We start from the raw sequence: 22,101 nt of genomic DNA, 5'->3' as shown, positions 1-22,101 counted from the left end.
GGCGGGCCGGGTGCGCGCCTCGCACGTAGAATCGTCAGCGTGAGTGCATCGCCAGCGAACCCGGCCGTCCGCATGCCCGTGCCGCGAATCCCGAAGCGGCGCGAGCGCCTTCAGGATATCCCGGTGCCCGGACGCAAGAAGGTGCTGCTGGCATCTCCCCGCGGCTACTGCGCCGGCGTCGACCGGGCGGTGATCGCCGTGGAGAAGGCGCTCGAGCGCTTCGGCGCGCCCGTGTACGTGCGCAAGCAGATCGTCCACAACATCCATGTCGTGACCGAGCTCGAGGGCAAGGGCGCGATCTTCGTCGACGAGGTCGATGAGGTGCCCGAGGGCGCCCACGTGGTCTTCAGCGCGCACGGGGTGTCGCCCGCCGTCGTGAACGCCGCATCCGATCGGCAGCTGCAGGCGATCGACGCCACGTGCCCGCTCGTGACGAAGGTGCACCGCGAGGCCGTCCGCTTCGCCCGCGACGACTTCGAGATCCTCCTGATCGGCCACGACGGGCACGAGGAGGTCGAGGGCACGGCCGGCGAGGCGCCCGACCACGTCACGGTCGTGAACTCGCCCGAGGAGGCCGCCACGGTCGAGGTGAAGGACCCGTCCAAGGTCGTGTGGCTGTCGCAGACCACGCTGTCGGTGGACGAGACGATGGAGACGGTGCGTCGCCTGCGCGAGCGGTTCCCCGAGCTGCAGGATCCCCCCTCGGACGACATCTGCTACGCCACCCAGAACCGGCAGGTGGCGATCAAGAAGGTCGCGAAGGACGCCGATCTCGTGATCGTCGTCGGCTCGGCGAACTCGTCCAACAGCGTGCGCCTGGTCGAGGTCGCGCTCGAGTACGGCGCGAAGGCCGCCTACCGCGTCGACTACGCCGACGAGATCGAGCAGGCGTGGCTCGACGGCGTCACGAGTGTCGGTGTGACCAGCGGGGCATCGGTGCCGGACGTGCTCGTCCAGCAGGTGCTCGAGGACCTCGCCCACGCGGGCTTCCGCGACGTCGAAGAGGTGCGCACGGCCGAGGAGGACCTGATGTTCTCGCTGCCCAAGGAGCTCCGCCAGGACGCCGAGGCGCGTCGCGGCGGCCGCTCCGCCGGCCGGGTGAACGCGTGAGCGATTCCGCGGACGACCACCGGCCGCGCCCGCGGTACGGCGAGTACGCCACGCCCGAGGAGCAGCGGGCGCGCATCCGCGTGCCCGACCCGGCCCTCATGGACCCGGTGCCGCACGTCGCGGCGGAGCCGGCATCCGCACCGTCCCCCGCGCCCGTGGCCGAGGCCGCCGGCGGACAGCGCCGCGGCCGGCTGTGGGACCGGCTGCTGACGTGGGCGCTGCTGGGCTACGGCTTCATCACGGTGCTGTCGTCGGTGACGGCCCTGATGGACTACGGCGCGTTCGCCGCGACGTTCCTGGAGATCCTCGGCGTCGACGCCGAGCTCGCCGACCCGTCCGCGGGCACCGGCTGGGGGATCGGCGCCGCGGTCGTGCTGGCGCTGGGCTGGATCCTCACCGCGGTGCTGTCGTGGTTCAGCCTTCGCGCCGGACGCATCAGCTTCTGGATCCCGCTCGTGGGCGGCGCCGTGTTCAACATGGCCTCCGGCATGCTGATGCTCGTGCCGATCATGTCGGACCCGACCGTGTGGGACGCGCTCATCGCGACAGCGGGGTGACAGACTCGGGGCCATGACCGCCTCGGGAACACTGCTCGCCGTCTGCGTCGTCCGCGAACTCCATGCGGATGCCGGCAGCATCGGCGTCACCGCGATCGACAAGGGCCCCGTCGACGGTCCGGTGCGGGTGGGCCCGTACGGCGCGTACGCCGACGTGCAGGCCGACCGCAAACACCACGGCGGATTCGACAAGGCCCTGTACGCCTACGGCCAGGAGGATGCCGACTTCTGGGGGGCGCAGCTCGGGCGCGACCTTGCGCCGGGTTTCTTCGGGGAGAACCTGCGGGTGGCGGGCTTCGACGTCAATGCGTCGCGTGTCGGCGACGTGTGGCGCATCGGCGAGACCGTCGAGGTGGAGGTCACCGTGCCCCGCACGCCGTGCCAGACGTTCGCGCGCTGGGTGGGCGGTCCCGACCAGCGAGGCTGGGTCAAGCGGTTCTCGGCCGAGCGCCGGCTCGGGCCGTACCTGCGCGTCGTGCGGGGAGGGCGCATCCAGGCGGGCGACCCGGTGGTCGTGGTGCGCACCGACCCGGATGCTCCGGGGCTGCTCGACGGGTACGTCGACCCGGAGTGAGCACGTCGGCCGCTCGGGTCCCCGACGGCGAACGCCCCGTCCCGCGAGGCGCGGTCCGGGGCGTTCGAGGCGGTTCGGTCAGACGCCGAGGCTCTTGCCCGCCGAGCCGAGCTGCTGGGTCGCCTCGACGACGCGCGCGGCCATCGCCTTCTCGGCGACCTTGCCCCATGCGCGCGGGTCGTACAGCTTCTTGTTGCCGACCTCGCCGTCCACCTTCAGGACGCCGTCGTAGTTCGAGAACATGTAGCCGGCGATCGAGCGGGTGAACGCGTACTGCGTGTCGGTGTCGATGTTCATCTTCACGACGCCGTTGGCGACCGCGAGGGCGATCTCCTCCTCGGTCGAGCCGGAGCCGCCGTGGAAGACGAGGTCGAGGGGCTTGGCGCCGGTGCCGAACTTCGCGGCGATGCCCTCCTGGATCTCGCCGAGGAGCTCGGGGCGCAGCTTCACGTTGCCGGGCTTGTACACGCCGTGCACGTTGCCGAACGTGAGCGCCGAGATGTAGCGGCCGTTCTCGCCGAGGCCGAGGGCCTCGACGGCCTTGGTCACGTCGCCGACGGTGGTGTAGAGAGCCTCGTTCGAGCCCTCGTGCTTGACGCCGTCCTCCTCGCCGCCGACGACGCCGACCTCGATCTCGAGGATCGCGTTGATGTTCTTCATGCGGGGGAGGAGGTCACCGGCGATGGCGATGTTCTCGTCGAGCGGCACGGCCGAGCCGTCCCACATGTGCGACTGGAAGATCGGCTCGCCGCCGGCCTTCACCTGCTCCTCGCTGGCGGCCAGCAGCGGCAGGACGAAGTCCTCGAGCGCGGGCTTGGGGCAGTGGTCGGTGTGGAGCGCGACCGTGATGGGGTAGTTCTTGGCGACCTCGGTCGCGAACTTGGCGAAGGCCAGCGCGCCGGTCGCGCGCGCCTTCACCGACTGGCCGGCGAAGTAGTCGGCGCCGCCGGTGGTGACCTGGATGATGCCGTCCGAGCCCGCCTCGGTCAGGCCCTGGAGAACGGCGTGGATGGTCTGCGAGCTCGAGACGTTGATCGCGGGGTAGGCGAATCCGCCGGCCTTCGCGCGATCGAGCATGTCTGCGTACTGATCAGGGGTGGCGACGGGCATGGTTGCTCCTTGGTCGTAGCGGTTCTGCAGGCTCACTCTAGCGAAGGCGCCCGGTGTCTCGAACGGGACTTCGGTCCCGGACGCCGCGGCAGCCGCGACTCGCATGACACCGGGATAAGAATCGCGAATCCTTCGCGGCGCGAGCATGACATGCACGGCGGCGGAGGGGGCATCCTGGATAGGCTGACGCCATGGTTAGTCTGACCGCGGACATGAGCCCGCTGCACCCCGATAGAAACCTCGCACTGGAGCTGGTTCGCGCCACCGAGGCCGCCGCGATCCGCGCCGTTCCGTTCATCGGACGGGGGGCGAAAGAGGCCGCCGACGGTGCCGCCGTCGACGCGATGCGCGCCTTCTTCACGACGGTCAACTTCGACGGCACGATCGTGATCGGCGAGGGCGAGAAGGACGAAGCGCCGATGCTCTTCAACGGCGAGCGCGTCGGCAACGGCCGCGGTCCGAAGGCGGACGTGGCCGTCGACCCCATCGACGGGACGTCCCTCACGGCCGAGGGCCGCAACAACGCGCTCTCGGTGATCGCCATCTCGGATGCCGGCACGATGCTCGACGCGTCGAGCGTCTTCTACATGGACAAGCTGGTGACCGGGCCCGCCGGCGTCGGCGTCGTCGACATCCGCCTGCCGATCGGCGAGAACATCCGGCTGCTCGCGAAGGCGCTCGGCAAGCCGGTCGACGAGATCGTGGTGTCGGTGCTGAACCGCCCGCGTCACGAGCAGCTCATCCACGACATCCGCGAGGCGGGAGCCGGAACGCGCCTCATGAGCGACGGCGACGTCGCCGGCGGCATCAACGCCGCTCGCCACAACGCCCGCACCGACATGTGCGTCGGCATCGGCGGCAGCCCCGAGGGCATCGTGACCACGTGCGCGATCCAGGCGCTCGGCGGCCACATCCAGGGTCGCCTGTGGCCGCGCGACGATGACGAGCTGCAGAAGGGCAAGGACGCGGGCCTGAACATGGACGGCTACGTGTACGAGGCCGACGAGATGGTCAAGAGCAAGAACACGATCTTCGTCGCGACCGGCGTCACCAACGGCGAGCTGGTCGCGGGCGTGCGTCGCGAGGGTGGCTACGTCTACACCGAGAGCGTCGTGCTGCGCAGCGCCTCGGGCACCCTCCGCCGCATCACGTCGGAGCACCTGACCTCGAAGTGGCTGTGACGGTCTGAACGGACTCGGGGGAGGGGGCGCCGCAGGCGTTCCCTCCCCTTCGCTGTTCCCGCAAGGTCGGCTCCCACTCGGCGCGAAGCCGGCGACGCGGCACCCGGGATCGGTTGCGAATGTCGCGATCGTGACCGCGTCGTGACGTACCTCTCAGGCATCTCTGGCACAATCGGGAGCGGTGTCAATGGTGATGCTTGCCGTCCGTAGATACCCAGGGGGTTCGTGATGTCCGCACAGAGCGGAACCGCACCGCAGACCGGCGCGATCGCCGTCGTCGCCGACGCAGGCGACCCCGCGCGCCGTCCGGACGTCCTGCTGCGCAAGCGACGCGACGAGGGCCACGAGCTCAACGCCTGGTGGATGGTCGGCGCGTTCGTCGGCGTGTCCGCCGCCGTGATCCTGCTGCTGAGCTTCGTGCCCGGCGGCGCCTGAACCGACGCCTTCCGCCCCGTCGGCCGCCCTCAGCGATCGGCGTCGATGCGCGCCCGGATGTCGTCGACGTCCGCTCGTGCCACGACGGGGCCGGCGTCCGCCCCCTCCGCCTCGCTCTCGAGCAGTTCGGGAGCCGTGAGGCGTCGCGGAGCGTTCTCGATGGCATCGGGGGCCGCGACGGCGTCGAGCTTGGTGTCGTCGACGCCCGGGAACTTGCGCGCTGTGACGAGCACGCGCGATTCGAGCGAGCCCACGAACCTGTTGTAGCTGTCGACGGTCCGCTCGATGGCCCGGCGCAGGTCGTCGGCGTGACCGGCGAGCGAGCCGAGCCGCTCGTAGAGCTGGTTGCCGAGGTCGAAGAGCGTGCGGGCCTCTTCCGTCACGTCCTGCTGCGTCCACGTGTACGCGATGGTCTTCAGCACCGCCCACAGGTTCACGGGTGAGGCGAGCGCGACGCGCTTGCCGAACGCGTGGTCGAGCAGCGCCGGGTCCTCTTCGAGCGCCGCGGCCAGCAGGGATTCGCTCGGGACGAAGCAGATGACGAACTCGGGGCTGGAGCCGATGCCGCTCCAGTAGGTCTTCTTCGCCAGCGCGTCCACATGGGCGCGCACGGCGCGCACGTGCTTCTCGAGGAGGGTGCGGCGGCGGTCGGCTTCGGCCCCCGATGCGCTCGGCGGGATGGCGCTGGCCTCGATGTAGGCATCGAGCGGCACCTTCGCGTCGACGGCGATCGCCTTCTCGCCGGGGAGCCGGATGACCATGTCGGGCCGGCCGGTGCCGGCATCCGTCGTGATCGAGGACTGCAGGTCGAAGTCGACATACCGGGTGAGGCCGGCCGCTTCGACGACCCGGCGCAGCTGCGTCTCGCCCCACACCCCGCGGGTCGTGCCCGACCGCAGCGCGCCTGCGAGCGACTCGGTGGTCGCGCGCAGCGCCTCGTCGCTCTCGTGGGCGCGGCGCAGCTGCTCGGCAAGCGACCCGAACTGCTCCGTGCGGTCGCGCTCGAGCCGGTCGACCTTGGTCTGCATCAGTTCGAGGGACTGCTGCACGGGCGACAGCGCCCGCAGCACCGCCTGCTCGCGGCGTTCCCGCTCGTCGCGGACGGCCTGCTCGGCCCGCGTCTGCGACGCCAGCTCGCGGTACAGCAGCTGCTGGTGATCGAGCTGCGCCTGCACGCCCTGGCGCGCGGCGTCGCCGGCGGCCAGCTGCGCGCGCAGGTCGGCTTCGCCGCGGGCCGCTCGCGCCGCCCCCCGGGCGAGCCCGATCGCCCAGCCCGCGAGCGCGCCGACGAGAAGGCTGCCGATGACCAGGCCTGCGACTGCGAGTGCGTCCATGCCGTCAGTGTGCCGCAGGCCTCCGACATCGCGACGTCGACCTTCCGGTGCGCCCCGGTGCGGTCGGATCAGGCGACGGCGGCGGGGAACGACGTCTCGGGCGCGGCGGCCACCGCGATCCGCGACACGCGGATGCGCGCCGCGGCGGCGAGATCGTCGACGTCGTCGACGCCGAGCCGGCCGGCGATGTCGATCATCACGTGCGCGCACGCGAGCGCGTCTGCGACGGCGTTGTGGTGGGCGAACTCGGCGAACCCGGCCTCGGCGGCGACGAACGGCAGGCGGTACGAGGCCAGGTCGTACACCTTGCGCGCGGCCTGCAGGCTGCACGCGTAGCGATAGGGCGGCACGACGTCGGCGCAGGCCTCGGACGCGCGCTGGAGAACCGCCATGTCGAAGCCGGCGTTGTGGGCGACGAGGACGTCGGCGCCCGCGAACGCGGTGAGGTCGCCCAGCTGCTCGCTCCAGGTCTTGGCGTCCGCGACGTCCTCCTCGCGGATGCCGTGGATGCGCGTGTTGAGCTCGAAGAACCGGTCGTACCCCGCGGGCGGGCGGATGAGCCATCCGGTCTGCGCCACGACGCGCCCCGCGCGGACGCGGACCAGGCCGACGGCGCACGCCGACGCGTTGCTGGAGTTCGCCGTCTCGAAGTCGATCGCGGTGAAGTCCAGTGGCACGCTCCCACCCTCGCCCGCCTGGTCGCACGTGCCGGGCAGGCGCGCCGGGAGCCGCCGATCCCGCCGCGGGAGCCGCGCCGACGGCGCCGATCCCGCCTAGGCTCGGTGCATGGCCGGTCGAGAAGAGCTGTCGAGATCGTTCGGAGCGGTCGCCGACGTGTACGAGTCCGGACGCCCCGAGTACCCGTCCGAAGCGGTGGCGTGGCTCCTCGAGCCGGTGCGGAGCGAGGGCCGTGTTCTGCGGGTCGCCGACGCCGGCGCCGGCACCGGCAAGCTCACGCGCGCGGCGGTGGAGTTCGGGGCGCAGGTGGTCGCGGTGGACCCCGACCCGGCGATGCTCGCGCAGCTGCGCGAGCAGGTGCACGGCGTTCCGACGTTCGCGGGCTCGGCGGAGTCGCTGCCGCTGCCCGATGCCTCCCTCGACGCGCTGCTCTACGGCCAGGCGTGGCACTGGGCGGAGCCCGTCGCGGCATCCGCCGAGGCCGGTCGCGTGCTGCGCAGCCGCGGCGTGCTCGGACTGGTGTGGAACATCCGCGACGAGCGTGAGCCGTGGGTGCGGCGGCTCGGCGAGGTCATGACGCCCAGCAGCGCCGAGCGGATGCTGGCCGCGGGCGATCCGCCGGTCGCGGCTCCGTTCACCTCCGTCGAGCACGCGCGGTGGACATGGCGCCGCCCGATGCGTCGCGACGACCTGTTCGCCCTCGCGCGGTCGCGCAGCACCCTGATCACCGCCCCCGACGACGAGCGGGCGCGGGTCGAGGAGGGCCTCGCGGCGCTGTTCGATCAGATCGGCGCCGTCGGCGACGACGCCGTCGAACTGCCCTACGTCACGCACGCGTACCGCGCCGCGCGGCCGTGACGTCGCATGCGCACCCTCACCGTCTGCAACTTCGTCACCGTCGACGGACGGTACGAGGATGACGACCACGACATCGCCTCGTTCTTCGAGCATCAGCATCCGGACTATGCCGGTGCCGACTCCTTCGACCACTACACGGCGTCGCTCGTGGCGGCATCGGACGTGCTGCTGCTGTCGGGACGGCGTTCGGCGCTGGCGAACCTCTCGTACTGGGCGAGCGTCCGCGACAGCGCCGATGCGACCGACATCCGCCGGGAGTTCGCGAGGCTGTTCGCCGGCATCGAGAAGATCGTCGTGTCGGACGCCGTCACCGAAGCCGACATCGCTCCGTACCCGAACACGCGGATCGTGGGGGTCGCCGACGCGCGCGAAGAGGTTCGGCGTCTGAAGGCCGCAGACGGCCGCGGCATCCTGATCCTGCTCGGGCGCGTGCTGTGGAACGACCTCATGCGCGCGGGGCTCGTCGATGAGCTGCACCTCGTGACCTTCCCGCTCATCGCCGGCGGCGGCGTGGGCCTGTTCGACGACAGGCCGCCCGTTGCGCTCAAGCTCCTCGGGACCCACGCCTGGGAGGAGTCGGGCAACGTCCTGATGCGCTGGCGGGTCGACCCCGACTGAGAAGAGAGCGACGGGGGAGCGGCATCCCGCGACGTAGACTGGGTGCCCGTGGCTCTCACCATCGGAATCGTCGGACTCCCGAACGTCGGCAAGTCGACCCTCTTCAACGCCCTGACCAAGAACCAGGTTCTCGCCGCGAACTACCCGTTCGCGACGATCGAGCCGAACATCGGCGTGGTCAACCTGCCCGATCCGCGCCTGGCGACGCTCGCCGAGATCTTCCACAGCGAGCGGATCCTGCCCGCCGCGGTGTCGTTCGTCGACATCGCCGGCATCGTGCGCGGCGCGAGCGAAGGCGAGGGGCTCGGCAACAAGTTCCTCGCGAACATCCGCGAGGCCGACGCGATCGCGCAGGTGGTCCGCGGCTTCGCCGATGACGACGTCGTGCACGTCGACGGCGCCATCAACCCCGCCGGCGACATGGAGACGATCAACGCCGAGCTGCAGCTGGCCGACCTCGAGACGCTCGAGAAGGCGATCACGCGCTACGAGAAGGAAGTCAAGGGCAAGAAGCTCGACCCGTCCGTCCTCGCCGCTGCGGTGGCCGCCAAGGACGCGCTCGAGCGCGGCGTGCTGCTGTCGGCATCCGGCATCGACCTCGCTCCGATCAAGGAGCTGGGTCTGCTCACCGCCAAGCCCTTCATCTTCGTCTTCAACGTCGACGAGGGCGTGCTGACGGATGCGGCGCGCAAGGGCGAGCTCGAGGCGCTCGTCGCCCCGGCGAAGGCGATCTTCCTCGACGCGAAGATCGAGTCCGAGCTCATCGACCTCGACCCCGAGGACGCCGCCGAGCTGCTGGCGTCGACGGGCCAGGAGGAGTCGGGTCTGGACCAGCTGGCCCGCATCGGCTTCGACACGCTCGGGCTGCAGACGTACCTGACGGCCGGCCCCAAGGAGGCCCGCGCCTGGACGATCGGCAAGGGCTGGAAGGCCCCGCAGGCGGCCGGCGTCATCCACACCGACTTCGAGAAGGGCTTCATCAAGGCCGAGGTCATCTCGTTCGACGACCTGGTCGAGACGGGTTCGGTCGTCGAGGCTCGTGCGAAGGGCAAGGCGCGCCTGGAGGGCAAGGACTACGTCATGCAGGACGGCGACGTGGTGGAGTTCCGTCACGGAGGAACATCTGGGAGCGGGAAGAAGTGATCGTGCGCGAACCGGGAGAGTGTTGCTCGTTGGGCCGGGGCGGTTGACGGTGAGTCAGGTGATCGCGGTCGTATGGGGAGTCTTCGCGATTGGCTTCGGCACCGTGTTCGCATGGAAGGCGAACTACCTCGAGGAGACCTACCGCACGGACATGGCCCGATTCCGTCCCACCTGGCGCATGTACACCCGATTCTCCACCTCGCGTATCGTGACAACGTTCTTCCGCGTCAGCGGCATACTGGTTGCCGTCGCGGGCGTAGGTGTCGTAGTCGCAGGCTCGATGGGATGGATCGGGCGTTGAATCTTCACGTCGTCGAGTTTCGGTTTAACGTGTAGCGTTATTGACGCACGGCGTTATATTCTGGTCGTGTGATCAGATCGTTCGGGAACAAGGACACCGAGCGCATCTGGCACGAGCAGTACGTCAAGCGCGTCGACCGTGTGGTGCAGCGGGCGACGCTGCGCAAGCTGGAACTCGTTCACGCGGCGAAGGATGTCGAAGATCTCCGGATCCCACCGGGCAATCGGCTCGAGCAGCTGGTGGGGGACCGTCGCGGTCAGCACAGTATCCGAGTGAACGCGCAATGGCGCATCTGCTTCGTCTGGAGAGATGGAGGTGCGGAAGATGTCGAACTCGTCGACGATCACTGAGAGTGACCTGATCGAGCCGATTCATCCGGGGGAGGTCCTGAAGGAGGACTTCCTCGAGGGCTTCGGGATCACGCAGAACAAGCTCGCCGTGTCGATCGGCGTCCCGCCGCGGCGCATCAATGAGATCGTGCATGGCAAGCGGGGGATCACCGCCGACACGGCGATCCGTCTGGCGCGGTATTTCGGCACGTCCGAGGAGTTCTGGATGAACCTCCAGTCGCACTACGAGCTGCGGATGGAGCGTCGCGCGCTGCGCGACAAGGTCGCTGCGATCACACCGCTGAAGGTCGCGTGAACGATGGGTCGGTCGCACTCCGTCAAGGCGACGCACCGACCCGGTGCGATGCCGAGCGCCGAGCGGACCGGCTGATAGCGGGCGAGTCGAGGGGGTGATGGCCGTGACCCGGAGCGCAACTGCCCTCGCGGGGCCGGCGGTCGTGGTCCTTCTGCTCTCGGGGTGCTATCAGCTTCTCGGGGGTCCAGGGCAGCTGACCATCACTCGGGTCGTCGGCGTCGACTCCGGCACGCAGCTCTGGGTCTATTTCGAGGAGCCGACGTGCGGTGCCGAGTTCGAGGACGACGTGACCCAGACCGACGCCGCGGTCACGATCGACGCCCGCCGCACGAATCCGTACGATGGCGCGGACTGCCTCAAGGCGCTCGAGATCGAGCTGAGCGAGCCGCTCGGATCGCGGACGGTGATCGACGCGGGCACGGGAGAGCAGGTCGAGGTCGTGCCCTCGCCGTACGGGGACTGATCCGCCCGCCCGATCACGACGGGAGGGAGCGACTCACCGCGGCACGTCGATCGTCACGGTCTCGCCGCCGTAGCCGTTCGCCTGGTCGCGTGCCTCGACCGTGACCTGGTCGATGTCGTCGGGGATCGAGAAGGGGCTGCTGGTGCGCGTGAAGGGCTGCTCGCTCGCGTGGTCGTGGGTGAGCTGATGCTCGGCGAGCACCTCGCCGTCGGGCGTCAGCACGCGCCACCCGTCGGCATAGCGCTCGGGTGTGTCGTACGGCGAGCAGATCGTCACCGAGACGGTGAACCCGTCGCTGCCGGGCGCGAGTTCGGCCGCGAGGACGTCGGGGTACTGCTGCTGCGGGTCGACGTCCGATACGTCGCAGGCTGCATCCGGGCTGCTCGACTCCGCGGGCGGAGCGCTCTGGTCGACGGTCGCGGTGCCGGTGCACGACGTCATCAGGCCCAGCATCACAGCGACGGCCGGAGCGAGAAGGAAACCGCGGCGCCTCATGCCGGCCGACGGTACCAGTCCCGGGCGCGGGCCACAGGAGGGCGGGCACGCGCGGGATAGAATTCCTCGAGGATCCGAGGCCGCTCCGGCTCCCGCTGTCCGCTCGGACGCGGAGCGAGCGGAGCGCGTTCTCCCGGTCCCCCCGATCGCTGAGCGAGCGCGGCGAGATGAATCGCCCGCACGCGGACATCCCCCTATGCGAAGGAAGCGCACCGCGATGACCGACATCACCACCTTCGAGCCCGACGGCCGTGCCATCCCCTACGTCGACGAGGGGAGCGGTCCCGCGATCGTGCTCGTGCCCGGCATGGGGCTGAACGTCCGGTACCTGGGACCGCTCGCCGGCGCGCTCGCCGAGGAGGACTTCCGCATCGTCCGCATCGGGTCTCGGCACGGCGCGACCGAGGGCGACCTGACGATGCACGACCTCGCGCAGGACGTCGTGGACGTCATGGACCATCTCGGGCTCGCAGGCGCCTGGGTGGGCGGGCACGCGTTCGGCGGCGCGATCGCGCGCACGGTGTCGCTCGACCACGCCGGACGCGCCAGCGGCGTGCTGCTGCTCGGCGTCGAGGCCGCCGACACGCACGAGTCCGACCTGTCGGAGCTGCCGCCGAACGCCCGCGACGCCGGCGTCGAGGCGATGCAGCTCGCCGCGCGCGAGGCGACGCCCGTCGAGGAGTGGGCGGGCCTGGCCGCGGGCGTCCCGGTGCTCGTCGTGCAGGGCAACGACGACACGATCACACCGCCCGCGAACGGCGAGGCGCTGCAGGCTTCGGCTCCGGACCGCGTGAGCGTCGTCGGCATCGCCGGCGGCGGCCACCTGTTCCCGGCGACGCACATCGGCGAGACGGCGTGGCCGATCGAGGACTACCTCGACTGGGACTGATCCGGCGTTCCCCCGATTCCGCGAAGGCGCGCGGGGACTCGGATCATCCGCCGCTCGCGAACGGCGAGAGCGGCCACGTGATCTCCGCGAGCACCCGCTGGCCCTCGACGCTCGGGTGGAAGTAGTCGGAGGTCGACACGTCCTTCGAGCTGAAGACGTAGTCCGCGACCTCGTAGCCGTCGAACGTGCAGTTCACCGTCGCCGTGCACGCCGCCGCGAGGGCGGCGTTGTAGTCGTCGACGCGCTGCTGCACGCTCAGCCGGCGGTCCTCATCGGCTTGGCTGGTGCTCGTCGGGTTCGCGAGCATCGACTGGCAGATCCCGGCGATGCTCCAGGTGAATCGTGCCGCGAACTTGCCCTTGGACACATTCCACATCTGGTAGAGGTTCGGGATGCTGGCGACGAAGATCTCAGCGTCGGGGCGAGCGGTGTGGAAGGTCTGCAGCGCGGCCCGGATGCGCTGGTCGTAGTCGGCGACCGACGTCATCTCGGCGACGGTGCTCGTGCACGCGTCGTTGGCGCCGATCTCGATGGTCAGGTAGTCGGCACGCGCGCTCACGGCTGAGGTGATCTGCGACGCCAGATCGGCGGACGACGCCCCGACGACGGCGAGGTTCGTCGCCGTCACGCTCGACTGCAGCGTGTCCTGCAGTCGCAGGAGGTGGGAGTCGACGGTGGTCGAGGAGCCCGTCGCCCAGCTGTACTGCGGGTACGAGCCGTATCCGGCCGCGTCGTAGGCCACGGTGATCGAGTCGCCGACGGCGGCCATCACGGACACGGACGGCGCCGGTGGGGGCGGCGGCGGGGTGGCCGGCATCGGGGCGGTGAATTCGAGGGTCGAGGTGTCGGAGAACGTCAGGGTGATCGTGACGTCGGCGGGCAGTGTCTCGGGGAGGTTGGAGAGCCTGATGTGTTCGCCGTCGACCGTGAGGGTGAGGGTGCTGCCGCCGGCGACGGTGAGCTCGGTGACCGCGCCGGTGCTGTCGTGCAGTGCGGCGGTCCCGGCGTCGGCGGATGCCGACGAGATCGTGGCGGCCGTGGCGGAGGAGTTCTCGATGTCTGCGAGCACGGCGTAGTCCGAGCCGGCGGCCTCGATCGAGGCGCTCGTGACGGTGATGGAGTCGGCCACGGGTGCCGGTGGGGGCGGCGGCGGGGTGGCCGGCATCGGGGCGGTGAATTCGAGGGTCGAGGTGTCGGAGAACGTCAGGGTGATCGTGACGTCGGCGGGCAGTGTCTCCGGGAGGTTGGAGAGCCGGATGTGTTCGCCGTCGGGCGCGAGGGTGAGGGTGCTGCCGCCGGCGACGGTGAGCTCGGTGACCGCGCCGGTGCTGTCGTGCAGTGCGGCGGTCCCGGCGTCGGCGGATGCCGACGAGATCGTGGCGGCCGTGGCGGAGGAGTTCTCGATGTCTGCGAGCACGGCGTAGTCCGAGCCGGCGGCCTCGATCGAGGCGGCGGAGACGGTGATGGAGTCGGCCACGGGTGCCGGTGGGGGCGGCGGCGGGGTGGCCGGCATCGGGGCGGTGAATTCGAGGGTCGAGGTGTCGGAGAACGTCAGGGTGATCGTGACGTCGGCGGGCAGTGTCTCCGGGAGGTTGGAGAGCCGGATGTGTTCGCCGTCGACCGCGAGGGTGAGGGTGCTGCGGCGCGGGACCGTGAGCTCGGCGACCACTCCCGTGCCGTCGTGGAGCTCGGCCGTTCCTGCGTCGGCGGACGCCGACGAGATCGTGACGGCGCTCTTGGACGAGTTCGAGAGGTCGCCGATCACGGCGTAGTCCGAGCCCGCGGCCTCGATCGAGGCGCCCGAGACCGTGACGGAGTCGGCCGCGGTCGCGGTCGGCTTGCCCTTGTCCCCGGGCGGCGCGGCGATCGCGGGCGATGCGGTCGCGGCCGTCGCGACGAGCGCGGCAAGCGAGAGAGTGGCGGCAAGGGCGAAGAATCGCCCACGTCGATAGGCCATGTCGGCTCCTCGGTTCCCCAGCCGAGCGCACTCCGGCCCCCCGATGCGCCCGTGTGCCGCCATTGTCCTCTCGGCCGTGTGCGAGGTCAACGGGTGCGAACGCGCGCAGGCGGCTCCGGCAGAAGGGCACGGCGCAGGGCCTGACGGCACGCAGGCCGCAGATCCCGAGCGCGTCCGCCGCCCGTGTCAGAGTGGTCGCATGCGACGCATCGGTGCCATCTTCACGCCCTTCTCGCCGCCCGAGGCGCTTCGCGATGCCGCGCAGGCGGCCGACGAGTCCGGGGTTCCCGAGCTGTGGCTGTGGGAGGACTGCTTCCGCGAGTCGGCGTTCGCGGCCGCATCCGCCGTCCTGGCCTGGACCGCGCGGCTGCGCGTGGGCATCGGGGTCGCGCCGATGCCGCTGCGCAACGTCGCCCTCACGGCGATGGAGATCGCCACGATCGAGCGGCTGTTCCCCGGGCGGCTCATTCCGGGCGTGGGTCACGGCGTCCTGCCGTGGATGGCGCAGGTCGGGGCGCGCGCGGCGTCGCCGCTCACGCTCATGCGCGAGTACGTTCCCGCCCTCCGGTCGCTGCTGGCCGGTGAGGAGGTCAGCACGAGCGGCCGCTACGTCACGCTCGACCGCGTGCGGCTCGACTGGCCGCCGGTGACCGCGCCTCCCGTGGTCGTGGCCGGTGAGGGGCCCAAGACCGTACGGCTGACGGGGCAGGTCGGCGACGGGACCGTGCTGCCCGCGACCAGCAGCCCCGAACGCGTCGCGCGCACCCTCGCCCTCGCCCTCGAAGGCAGGGCGGATGCCGGGCGCGACGGCGCGCATGAGCTCACCGTCTTCGTCGCGACGGCGTTCGGCGGCGACGACGCGCGCGCTCGGCTCGCAGGAGACCTGGAACGGATGCTGGGTGCCGTCGACCCGACTCTGCTGGTCGCCGGTGACGCGGCGGGCGTCGCCGCGGCGATCGAGCCGTTCTTCGCGGCCGGCGCCACGTCGGTCATCCTGCAGCCGCGCGAGGAGGAGACGGACCTCGCGGGCTTCATGGGCGGTGCGGGCGAGGTCGCCGAGATCATCGCCGGAACCTGATCGTCGCGCGCCGTCACAGCCCGGCGCGCGACGCGCAGGAGACGCACCGGGTCGCCGTCGGCCGGACCTCGAGCCGAGCGGCCGGAATGGCGCGGCCGCAGTCGGCGCACGCCCCGTACGTCCCGGCTCTCACGCGCACGAGCGCTCCGTCGATGTCGGTCAGCTCGGCGCGGACGGCGGTGCGCAGACCCTCGAGACGGGACCACTCGGCGGCGAGCGTGTCGCCCTCGGGGTCGTGTTCGTCATCGGCCGACTCGCCCGCGCGATCGGCGCGCAGAACCGCCATCTCGCGCTCGATCCGGGACAGGCGGGCCTCGGCGTCCGCGCGGCGCGCGTCGAGCGCACCCTCGGGCGAGCGGGCCTTCTCCGCTCGAGGTGCGTCTGCGCGTCCGGTCACGACGACGAGGCTAGTCGCTCGTCGCGCGATCCCCGATCGACGGCCCGGGCACGGTTCCGCGCGCCGCCTTCGCGTGCCAGGGTGGGCGCGTGTCCATCGACGACGTGAGCGACGAGGTCGTCCGCGAGCAGCTGCGCGCACGCGAGCCGCTGTTCCACCGCGTCGAGCTCGGCACGAGCCGCGAATGGTTCGAGCACGAGACCGACGACGAGTTCTGGGAGGTGGGCGCATCCGGCGCGGTGTACGACCGCGAGCAGGTGTGGGCGATGCTCGAACCCCGGTACGCCGAGGGCGCCGACGATCCCTGGTCGATCACGGACTTCGCGGTGCGACGTGTGGACGCCGTCGTATACCTCGCCACGTATGTGCTGCACCAGGGCCCGCGCGTGACGCGCCGCGCGACGCTGTGGAGGCGCACCGACACCGGGTGGCGGATCCTGTACCACCAGGGCACCGAGGCGCCGTCCACCCGGATGTGATGGCGCCGGCCGGCCATGGCGCGGCGTGCCTTCCTACAGGTCCGAGAAGTCGTTGCCCGGCGCCTGGATCTGCCTGACGACATCGCCGTCCATGACGAGCAGGACGTAGAGGATGCCGACGGCGTCGGGGCGCGTCAGCGAGGTCGTCCCCGGCACCTCGAGGGGGTCGAGACCGAGGTAGTCGGCGGCGCCGTCGCCGTCGGAGTCCCACTCGTCCCAGGCGCCCGCGGCCACGACGACCTCGCGATCGCTCCCGACCGCGACGCCCGCATCGGTCCGGATCCCGATGCCTCCGGTGGCCGCGGCGTCGACCGCGACGGAGGCCCGCTCTCCGTTGACGCTCACCGAGAACCCCGCCCATTCGTACAGGTCGCGCGGACCGAAGTCGTAGCCGGTCTCGGCGCCCCAGTGCTCCTCGTGGGTGTACTCGGGAGCGGAACCGGTCGCGCCGGTGACCAGCTGCACGACCGCGTCGGGGTCGTCGTACGTCGCCCACTCCGTCTCGTCGGCGCGCTCGAGCGCGATGCCCGCGGAGGACACGACGATCGCGTCCGGCTCGGGTTCGGCGGTGGGGGTCGGGCTGGGGCTCGGCGCTGCGTCGGCGGACGCCGCGGGCGACGGGGACTGCGACGCGCCCGAGGCCTGCGGGGCGGAAGCGCACGCCGCGAGCGCCAGCGAGAGACCGAGAACGCCGACGAGGGACAGGAGCCGTGACGGTGCGCGCATGGCTCCGACGGTAGCCTGTGGCGACACCGCGTCCGGACGCCCTGTGGACAGCGGGAAGACCGTGACGAGACGGGCCGCTCGGATCAGGCCGTGAACGTCACCTCGCTCCACAGCCCGTCCTCGTCGACCGTCACGTCGGGCCCCTCGGGATCGTCGGCGCGGATGACGTGGGTGTCGAGGTCCTCCAGTTCGTCCAGCAGCTTGTGCTCGGGGATGGACGGCCACTGCGGCACGAGGCGGAAGGGCATCATGGCGACGTGGCCGCGCCCGAGGAGCTCCTCGGTGACGTACTCCTTGGGGGTGGCGTTGTGCGACCCGTGATGCCCGACCTTGTAGAAGGCGGGCTGGGTCACGAGCGCCCGCGACTCCGGGTCGTCGAGCACATGCCGCCACGCGCCGTACTGGGAGTCGCCCACGAACACCAGCCGGGTGCCGTCGACGTCCAGCACGAAGTACACGCTGGTGTTGTTGACCGCGTTCTCCAGCAGCGACGACGCGGCGAGGAGCTCGTCCGCCTCGTCGGCGATCGGGCTGAGGTTCAGCGCCCGCTGCGCGTCGCGCAGCACCTGGGGGACCTCTGTCTCGAGCGCTCCGATCGGCACGGTGTAGGCCGGCTCGAAGGGCGGGTGCTCGTCGTCGACGTCGTCCATCCGCTCGTCGGCGGCCAGCTGCAGCCACCGCACGGCCTTGGGCGGATTCATGCGCCGGAGGTCTTCGCGTTCCCGCGAGGGCCCGAGCACGTGCACGACGGTGTCCGGGATCGTCGTGGCGATCACGTTCCGGTCGGGCTCGACGTCCGGCAGATACCTCACCGGCGGCGCGTTGCGGAACGACAGCCCGTTGCGCCCGAGCAGCCGGTCGCTCGCGACGTCGTTCCCCGACGAGTTGGCCGCGAACACCGCGGCGATGGCGAGCGCGTCACGCGCGTGCGGGTCGTCGTCGGCGGCCAGGCGCCGCGTCGCGTCGTCGATGAGGGCGGTCAGCGCGTGCGCGGCACGCGACTGGCCCGATCGCAGCGCCCGCACGTCGGCGTCATCGGGATCCTCGACGAACGGGACCCACACCTCGCCCACGTCCACCTCCTCCCACGCGGGATCGGCGAATCCGGCGATGTGATCGGCGTGGTGGTGCGTCGCGACGACGACGTCCAGGCGGGGCGGCGAGCCGGCCGGGGCGACGGCCGTCAGATCGTCGATGATCGCCCGCACGGATTCGGCGATCGGGCGGGTCTGGCTCGACCGGGAGACGCCGCAGTCCACCAGCATCCGCCACACCTTCTTGGACCGCGTGACGGTGACCACGAACGCGTCGCCGAACCCCACGTCGTACATGCGGACCGTCGCGGTGGTCTTCGCCCTCGTCATGGCCTTGCCCCCTCGGCTTCTGCAGGCCCGACGTCCGCCGGCTCGGGCTGGGCCGCCACCGCCTCGGCTGCGTGGAACCGCGCGAAGTTCAGCCGGTTGACGGCGGGCTCGGTGAACCACGGCGTGAGGGGATCGTCTTCGGCGACCTTCTCCTGCCAGCTCTCGAGGCGCCGGAGCCGCTCGTTGCCCATGGCGTGGAAGTGCCGCACGACATCCGCGCTCGTATGGAACCGCTCCGCGATGGCGGCGATCACGTCGATGAGGTCGTTCGCGCGCTTCTCGGCCTCGAGCGCCAGCGCCGCCACCTCGGCGTCCGGCGCGTCGCGCGCGGCGAGCTGTGCGGCCTTCGCCGCCTTCGCCGCCTCCTCCGCCCGGCGGATCGCGGCGAACGGGAGGGGCTTTGGCACCAGATGCTCGACGGTGCCGTTGACCCGGGCGATCACCGTCGTCGCCGCGTGCATCGGCACCCGCTCGTCCTTGCTCGCCCCCGCGTCCTCGAGGTCCTCGCGCCGTTGCAGCAGCTGCACGACGGCCACCGGCCGTGACTGCCCGTCGGCGGCATTCAGGTACGCGACGTGGAATCCCCTGACCTGGATGGCGTCGTCGGGGTCGAGCCCCAGCGTCGCCGCGTTCGCGGTCGCCCAGCCGTGCAGATCCGAGGCGATCCGGCGTCCGCGCACCGCGGGGTCGTCATCGCCGGCACCGGCCTGCTCGTCGTGCGAGCCGCGGTCGCTCACATCGAGCCGGCGCGTGGCGTCGATGATGAGCATGCTGAGATCGGCGCCGCCGGGCCCGGTCGAGAGATTCAGCGGGTGCGCCGGCTTGTCCCACGCCAGCGCCTCGTCCGCGAGCGACGTCACGCCGGTGGGACGGATGCCGCGGCGGCGCAGCGCCTCGACGAGGGTGGACCGCAGGCGGTTGTCGTCGTCGGGGAAGAGAGCGCGGTCGGCGGTGACGATCGCCTTCACGACGTCGCCGAGGGTGACGTCGACGACGGGCAGGAACTCGAAGGCGCGCACGACCATGCCCAGGAACCGGTCCGCCAGGCGCACGGCCTGCTTCGAGGCGAGGTCGACGAGGTCGGGCGGCAGCGCACCCGGGGGCAGCACGCCGCTGCCTCCGGTGGCCAGGCGCCGCAGGCCGGCGATGGCCTCCTTGTAGGTGTCGACGTACGCGTCGAACACCGCCGCGACGAAGCACGCGCCGCGCGCGTGCGGCTCGGTCGCCTGCAGGAAGGCGTCGGGCGTGCGATCGCCCCGGATGGCGTTGCGCAGCGCCTCACCGCGACCGGTGGACTCGCCGAACTCCTTCGCGAGATCGAGCAGCGCGTCCGCCTGGCTGAGTTCGGCGCGCGAGGTCGCGATCGCGTCGGTGACGACCTCGGGGAACAGGAAGTGATGGAACAGCGCCACGAGGTCGGCGAAGGCCTCGTGCCACGCGTACACGTCGGGGTTCGTCGCGTACTGGTACAGCGGGCGCTGACGGTTCACGATCGCGTGGGTCACCTCATGCGCGATGATGTCGACGGACAGGCACGTGAACATGAGCTGACCCGGCAGGTTCGCGCCCGGGTCGCTGGCCGAGGCCCGGTAGTAGCCGAACAGCACGGCGTTGCGGGACGGATCGAAGTAGGCGTTGCGGCCCTCGAAGGCGTGGGGCACGAGCTTGAGACGCTCGTCGCCCACCCAGCGGAAGCGCCGGCCGCCGAACCGCTCGAACCGCTCGATGACGCTCATCGCGACGGCGTACACGATCTGCTGATGCGTCCGCGGGTCGCTCTCCGACGGGCGCATCCCCTGCTGGGCCAGGATGAACGGGTCGTTGAGGTCGACGGGGCGGTACCACACACGCCGGGACGGGTCGTAGTCGACGACCTCGAGCAGGCCGCCCGCGGGCCCGGGCTGCAGGTCGGTCTCGAACGGCACGTCGACGCGCAGGTACCGGCTGGTCAGCCGCGTCGACATCGGATCGAACGCGAACGCGCGCAGCACGCGGCGGCTGGGCGTGGGGACGGCGGGCGCGACCGGCGGCGCGTCGCCTGCGTCGGTGACCATCGTGACCTCCTCTTCGAGTACACGAGCGGACGGGGCCGCACCGTGATACCAGAGGTACCAGAGATGGCGCTACAGATCGCCCCAGTCGCTCGCGGGGCTGATCATCCGAACGACGGCGTCGCCTTCGAGGATCACGAGGATGAAGTCCACACCCGTCTCCCCGGGGTTCTCCAACGACTCGGTGCCCGGCGCCTCGCGCACCTGCAGGCGCAGCAGATCGGGAAGCCCGTCGCCGGTCTCGTCGCGATCCGGCACAGCTCCGAGCGCGATCGCCTCCTCGCGCGTCATCCCCACCGTCACACCCTCGGTCGTGCGCAGCTCGAGCCCGCCTGTCGCGGCCGCGGCGATCCACACGGTCGCAGGGCCGTCGTCGATCACCGAGACCGACATGTCGCCCCAGTCGTAGAACGTGATCGGGTAGCCCTGGGCGTTCGGGGTGCCCTCGGGGGTGGTGCCGAGCGCGTCTCCCAGGAACGACAGGACCCCCGCGCCGTCGTCGAAGGAGGCCCGCGCGGTGACGTCTTCCGCGCTGTCGACGAGGTCGATCCCGTCGAGCGAGACCTCGAGTGCGGCGGGTTCGGGGTCGGGCTCGGGAGTGGGCGTCGGCGTCGCCGATTCGCTGCTCGACGGCGAAGCGGACGGCTCCGGCGCCGGCTGCACGCACCCGGGGAGCATCGTGGCGGCGATCAGCAGGGCCAGGGCGGTCGCGGCGGTGCGCGTCGTTCGTGGGATCGTCACAGAGTCAGCCTCTCGCGTCGGGGTGTGCGGCCATCCGTGGAAGCATCCTCGCGCGCGCGACGAACCGAGCCGAGCGTGCCATCGTGCGCCCCTCACGTGACCCATCGGTTCTCGCCGCGGCCCCAGTTCCATCCGCGGCGACCCGTGGGATTGGGGCGATTATGCCGTGCGCGAAGTCGGGCCGTCAACGTCCTCGGTGAGCAGCGCGGAGCCGTCGGCGAGGGGCCGTCCGCCGCCGCGCCTCGGCGCGTGGCGGTCCATGGGAGGATGGACCACATGCGTCCGACCCGAGCCCTCCGCGTCCTGCGGGGCTCGGTCGCGGCTTCGGTCGCCACGTTCATCGCGCTGATGTCGCACGTGGCCGGCGGCGGGGGCGTCCCCGGCTGGCTCGGGGTGGCCGTGCCGTGGGTGCTGTCGGTGGCGATCTGCACGATGCTCGCGGGGCGGGCTCTGTCGCTCGCGCGGCTTTCGGCCGGTGTGATCCTCAGCCAGCTGCTCTTCCACGGGCTCTTCGTCCTCGGGGCCGTCGACCCCGCCGCCGCATCGACCCCGGGTCACCATCACGGTGAGGCCCTCGCGCTGTCGGCCGAGTCACTCGGGGTCCCGCTCGCCGCGGATCCCCTCATGTGGATCGCCCACGGCATCGCCGCGGTCATCACGATCGCGATGCTCCACCGCGGCGAGCGCGCCCTCGTCGCCCTGCTGAACCTCGCGGCGAGACTCGGCTCGTGGGTTCGCCGCGCCGTCACGCGCGCGCTCACGCCCCTGGCACCCGTCGGCACCGGGCCGCGGGTCGCCATCGCCACCGTCGACGCGCCGACGCCGCTCGGGCTGCGCGTCGGCGCCGTCCGGCGCCGCGGACCCCCGCTCCTCCCTGTGATCTGAGTCCTGTCGCACCGACCCCTCCGGGGTCGGAT

At 71.3% G+C, this 22,101-nt stretch carries 26 protein-coding genes; 16 read left to right on the top strand and 10 right to left on the bottom strand.

Going from position 1 to position 22,101, the window contains the following annotated elements:
* Window positions 1-72: 72 nt before the first annotated feature.
* Genes HD594_RS13555 through HD594_RS13545 form a run of 3 tightly spaced genes read left to right on the top strand, consistent with a single transcriptional unit; the run spans window position 73 to window position 2,241 of the window.
* Window positions 73-1,110: a 4-hydroxy-3-methylbut-2-enyl diphosphate reductase gene (locus HD594_RS13555; protein ID WP_184752875.1), complete on the top strand. Its 1,038-nt coding sequence runs from the start codon at window positions 73-75 to the stop codon at window positions 1,108-1,110.
* Entirely contained in the window at window positions 1,107-1,667 is a 561-nt protein-coding gene (locus HD594_RS13550; RefSeq protein ID WP_184751453.1) for a DUF6264 family protein, read from the top strand. Before HD594_RS13555 ends, HD594_RS13550 begins: the two co-directional genes overlap by 4 nt.
* A 13-nt stretch (window positions 1,668-1,680) precedes the next feature.
* Complete coding sequence (locus tag HD594_RS13545) at window positions 1,681-2,241, top strand: MOSC domain-containing protein (RefSeq protein WP_184751452.1); 561 nt, start codon at window positions 1,681-1,683, stop codon at window positions 2,239-2,241.
* Window positions 2,242-2,319: 78 nt separating this feature from the next.
* Here HD594_RS13545 and fbaA read toward each other — a convergent pair whose 3' ends face one another.
* Complete coding sequence (fbaA, locus tag HD594_RS13540; RefSeq protein ID WP_184751451.1) at window positions 2,320-3,351, bottom strand: class II fructose-bisphosphate aldolase; 1,032 nt, start codon at window positions 3,349-3,351, stop codon at window positions 2,320-2,322.
* 191 nt (window positions 3,352-3,542) lie between these two features.
* On the opposite strand from fbaA, the gene glpX reads away from it, so the two are divergent.
* A complete protein-coding gene (gene glpX / locus HD594_RS13535; protein ID WP_184751450.1) occupies window positions 3,543-4,532 on the top strand; it encodes a class II fructose-bisphosphatase in 990 nt (329 codons plus the stop codon).
* 228 nt (window positions 4,533-4,760) lie between these two features.
* On the top strand, window positions 4,761-4,967 hold the full coding sequence (locus HD594_RS13530) for a UDP-N-acetylmuramyl pentapeptide phosphotransferase (protein WP_184751449.1): 207 nt from the start codon (window positions 4,761-4,763) through the stop codon (window positions 4,965-4,967).
* A 29-nt stretch (window positions 4,968-4,996) separates the two neighbouring features.
* Here HD594_RS13530 and HD594_RS13525 read toward each other — a convergent pair whose 3' ends face one another.
* The gene (locus HD594_RS13525; protein ID WP_184751448.1) at window positions 4,997-6,301 is read right to left on the bottom strand and encodes a DNA recombination protein RmuC; all 1,305 of its coding nucleotides are present in this window, start codon (window positions 6,299-6,301) and stop codon (window positions 4,997-4,999) included.
* A 68-nt stretch (window positions 6,302-6,369) separates the two neighbouring features.
* On the bottom strand, window positions 6,370-6,978 hold the full coding sequence (locus tag HD594_RS13520) for an exonuclease domain-containing protein (RefSeq protein WP_184751447.1): 609 nt from the start codon (window positions 6,976-6,978) through the stop codon (window positions 6,370-6,372).
* Between the two features lie 109 nt (window positions 6,979-7,087).
* Here HD594_RS13520 and HD594_RS13515 point away from each other — a divergent pair, with 109 nt between their 5' ends.
* The 7 genes from HD594_RS13515 to HD594_RS13485 all read left to right on the top strand — a co-directional run bounded on the left by HD594_RS13515 (window position 7,088) and on the right by HD594_RS13485 (window position 11,007).
* A complete protein-coding gene (locus tag HD594_RS13515) occupies window positions 7,088-7,837 on the top strand; it encodes a class I SAM-dependent methyltransferase (protein ID WP_184751446.1) in 750 nt (249 codons plus the stop codon).
* A 6-nt stretch (window positions 7,838-7,843) separates the two neighbouring features.
* Entirely contained in the window at window positions 7,844-8,455 is a 612-nt protein-coding gene (locus tag HD594_RS13510; RefSeq protein ID WP_184751445.1) for a dihydrofolate reductase family protein, read from the top strand.
* Between the two features lie 48 nt (window positions 8,456-8,503).
* On the top strand, window positions 8,504-9,598 hold the full coding sequence (gene ychF, locus HD594_RS13505) for a redox-regulated ATPase YchF (protein ID WP_184751444.1): 1,095 nt from the start codon (window positions 8,504-8,506) through the stop codon (window positions 9,596-9,598).
* A 49-nt stretch (window positions 9,599-9,647) separates the two neighbouring features.
* On the top strand, window positions 9,648-9,899 hold the full coding sequence (locus HD594_RS13500) for a hypothetical protein (RefSeq protein ID WP_184751443.1): 252 nt from the start codon (window positions 9,648-9,650) through the stop codon (window positions 9,897-9,899).
* A gap of 68 nt (window positions 9,900-9,967) precedes the next feature.
* Entirely contained in the window at window positions 9,968-10,249 is a 282-nt protein-coding gene (locus tag HD594_RS13495; RefSeq protein WP_184751442.1) for a type II toxin-antitoxin system RelE/ParE family toxin, read from the top strand.
* Window positions 10,224-10,544: a HigA family addiction module antitoxin gene (locus tag HD594_RS13490; RefSeq protein WP_184751441.1), complete on the top strand. Its 321-nt coding sequence runs from the start codon at window positions 10,224-10,226 to the stop codon at window positions 10,542-10,544. Before HD594_RS13495 ends, HD594_RS13490 begins: the two co-directional genes overlap by 26 nt.
* A gap of 103 nt (window positions 10,545-10,647) precedes the next feature.
* Window positions 10,648-11,007 (top strand): hypothetical protein, encoded by a 360-nt coding sequence (locus HD594_RS13485; protein ID WP_184751440.1) that lies wholly within the window; start codon window positions 10,648-10,650, stop codon window positions 11,005-11,007.
* 33 nt (window positions 11,008-11,040) lie between these two features.
* On the opposite strand, the gene HD594_RS13480 is transcribed toward HD594_RS13485, so the two are convergent.
* Window positions 11,041-11,502 (bottom strand): hypothetical protein, encoded by a 462-nt coding sequence (locus HD594_RS13480; protein WP_184751439.1) that lies wholly within the window; start codon window positions 11,500-11,502, stop codon window positions 11,041-11,043.
* A 217-nt stretch (window positions 11,503-11,719) separates the two neighbouring features.
* On the opposite strand from HD594_RS13480, the gene HD594_RS13475 reads away from it, so the two are divergent.
* Window positions 11,720-12,391 carry an alpha/beta fold hydrolase gene (locus HD594_RS13475; RefSeq protein WP_184751438.1) on the top strand — a complete coding sequence of 224 codons (672 nt, stop codon included), beginning with the start codon at window positions 11,720-11,722 and terminating at the stop codon, window positions 12,389-12,391.
* A 43-nt stretch (window positions 12,392-12,434) separates the two neighbouring features.
* Here HD594_RS13475 and HD594_RS17725 read toward each other — a convergent pair whose 3' ends face one another.
* Complete coding sequence (locus HD594_RS17725; RefSeq protein ID WP_184751437.1) at window positions 12,435-14,348, bottom strand: copper chaperone PCu(A)C domain-containing protein; 1,914 nt, start codon at window positions 14,346-14,348, stop codon at window positions 12,435-12,437.
* Between the two features lie 199 nt (window positions 14,349-14,547).
* Between HD594_RS17725 and HD594_RS13465 the strand changes: the two genes are divergently transcribed.
* Window positions 14,548-15,426 (top strand): LLM class flavin-dependent oxidoreductase, encoded by an 879-nt coding sequence (locus HD594_RS13465; protein ID WP_184751436.1) that lies wholly within the window; start codon window positions 14,548-14,550, stop codon window positions 15,424-15,426.
* 13 nt (window positions 15,427-15,439) lie between these two features.
* Here HD594_RS13465 and HD594_RS13460 read toward each other — a convergent pair whose 3' ends face one another.
* Window positions 15,440-15,823, bottom strand: coding sequence for a TraR/DksA family transcriptional regulator (locus HD594_RS13460; protein WP_271171171.1), 384 nt, complete (start codon window positions 15,821-15,823; stop codon window positions 15,440-15,442).
* Window positions 15,824-15,912: 89 nt separating this feature from the next.
* On the opposite strand from HD594_RS13460, the gene HD594_RS13455 reads away from it, so the two are divergent.
* Window positions 15,913-16,302: a nuclear transport factor 2 family protein gene (locus HD594_RS13455; RefSeq protein WP_184751435.1), complete on the top strand. Its 390-nt coding sequence runs from the start codon at window positions 15,913-15,915 to the stop codon at window positions 16,300-16,302.
* Window positions 16,303-16,335: 33 nt separating this feature from the next.
* Here HD594_RS13455 and HD594_RS13450 read toward each other — a convergent pair whose 3' ends face one another.
* The 4 genes from HD594_RS13450 to HD594_RS13435 all read right to left on the bottom strand — a co-directional run bounded on the left by HD594_RS13450 (window position 16,336) and on the right by HD594_RS13435 (window position 21,184).
* Window positions 16,336-17,028: a hypothetical protein gene (locus HD594_RS13450; RefSeq protein ID WP_184751434.1), complete on the bottom strand. Its 693-nt coding sequence runs from the start codon at window positions 17,026-17,028 to the stop codon at window positions 16,336-16,338.
* A gap of 83 nt (window positions 17,029-17,111) precedes the next feature.
* Window positions 17,112-18,392, bottom strand: coding sequence for an MBL fold metallo-hydrolase (locus HD594_RS13445; RefSeq protein WP_184751433.1), 1,281 nt, complete (start codon window positions 18,390-18,392; stop codon window positions 17,112-17,114).
* Window positions 18,389-20,446, bottom strand: a complete 2,058-nt coding sequence (locus tag HD594_RS13440; protein WP_184751432.1) for a gluzincin family metallopeptidase — start codon at window positions 20,444-20,446, stop codon at window positions 18,389-18,391. Before HD594_RS13440 ends, HD594_RS13445 begins: the two co-directional genes overlap by 4 nt.
* A 69-nt stretch (window positions 20,447-20,515) precedes the next feature.
* Complete coding sequence (locus HD594_RS13435; protein ID WP_184751431.1) at window positions 20,516-21,184, bottom strand: hypothetical protein; 669 nt, start codon at window positions 21,182-21,184, stop codon at window positions 20,516-20,518.
* A 276-nt stretch (window positions 21,185-21,460) separates the two neighbouring features.
* On the opposite strand from HD594_RS13435, the gene HD594_RS13430 reads away from it, so the two are divergent.
* The gene (locus HD594_RS13430) at window positions 21,461-22,069 is read left to right on the top strand and encodes a hypothetical protein (RefSeq protein WP_184751430.1); all 609 of its coding nucleotides are present in this window, start codon (window positions 21,461-21,463) and stop codon (window positions 22,067-22,069) included.
* Window positions 22,070-22,101: the final 32 nt, after the last annotated feature.

The sequence above is a fragment of the Microbacterium thalassium genome, assembly GCF_014208045.1.
Lineage (GTDB): Bacteria > Actinomycetota > Actinomycetes > Actinomycetales > Microbacteriaceae > Microbacterium > Microbacterium thalassium.
The sequence above is the reverse complement of the archived record's forward strand: the minus strand, read 5'-3'. Positions and strand labels throughout refer to the sequence as shown.